This window comes from Vibrio sp. Vb1337 (assembly GCF_033338715.1).
Classification (GTDB): Bacteria; Pseudomonadota; Gammaproteobacteria; order Enterobacterales; family Vibrionaceae; genus Vibrio; species Vibrio alginolyticus.
This window is the reverse complement of record NZ_JAWOTD010000271.1, coordinates 1-1,040: the sequence shown is the minus strand read 5'-3', so window position 1 is coordinate 1,040 and position 1,040 is coordinate 1. Positions and strand designations below refer to the sequence as shown.

Genomic DNA, 1,040 nt, shown 5'->3' with positions numbered 1-1,040 from the left:
TCACAACTCCTACCATAAAACAGGAACAAGGTTGCAGTGATTTGCTCTCTTTTTCATTCAAGTCGTCCTCGTTAGATTTGATGCCAATGCCAGCAATTATTGAATCACAAATACTTACGAAGAGAGCCAATATGAAAATAGAACATGTCGCGATTTGGACAGAGCGTTTGGAAGAGCTGAAAGGCTTTTATGAGAAATATTTTAACGCCGTATCCAACGATAAATACCACAATCCGAAGAAGCACTTTTCGTCTTATTTTCTTTCGTTTGAAAGTGGTGCTCGATTGGAGTTGATGTCGATGGAAGGAGTGAGCGCCTGTGAAAACTCTCACGCGATGCAAGTAACAGGGTTGGCACACTTTGCCTTCGCATTAGGATCAGAGCAGGCCGTTGACCAAATAACCAAAACCTTGGTGGAAGATGGTTATCAAAGGATTGACGGGCCGAGATACACTGGCGATGGTTATTACGAAAGCTGCGTATTAGATCCAGATGGCAACCGTATTGAGCTTACCGTTTAACGTGACTTAGCTTATTGCCCCTGTTCACAGGCTGCTTTCCTATGAAAGTATTCGGGCGTATACTGCAAGCTCATCAATAAGGAGCGAGCCTGTGAACCCAAGACAAAATGAAATTCTGCAATTAGTGAATGACCGTAAACGCGTTCAAGTCACGGAGCTTTCTGACATCATCGGCGTGTCGGGCGTGACCATCAGGCAGGATTTGAATTTTCTTGAGCAACAGGGCTACTTAAAGCGAGTTCACGGCGCTGCTACCGCACTGCAAAGTGATGATATAGATACCCGCTTAGAAGTGCGTTTTGATATTAAACAAACACTTGCTAACAAAGCCGCGGATTTGGTCGCACCGAATGGGACGGTGCTGATTGAAGGGGGCAGTGCAAATGCGCTATTGGCTCGTACGTTAGCCGAGCGTGGCGACGTGACTATCATTACGCCATCGGCCTATATTGCGCATCTTATCCGCAATACATCGGCCAACATTATCTTGTTGGGTGGCGTGTATCAGCACCAAGGCGA

2 protein-coding genes are annotated in these 1,040 nt (G+C 46.0%); both read left to right on the top strand.

All coding sequences use genetic code 11. The annotated features are described in order from the left end of the window. Positions 1-131 precede the first annotated feature (131 nt). A complete protein-coding gene (locus R7E42_RS25575) occupies positions 132-521 on the top strand; it encodes a VOC family protein (RefSeq protein WP_015312891.1) in 390 nt (129 codons plus the stop codon). Positions 522-612: 91 nt separating this feature from the next. Beyond that, positions 613-1,040, top strand: a 428-nt coding sequence (locus R7E42_RS25570) for a DeoR/GlpR family DNA-binding transcription regulator (protein WP_318073321.1), incomplete at its 3' end; no start/stop codon positions are given.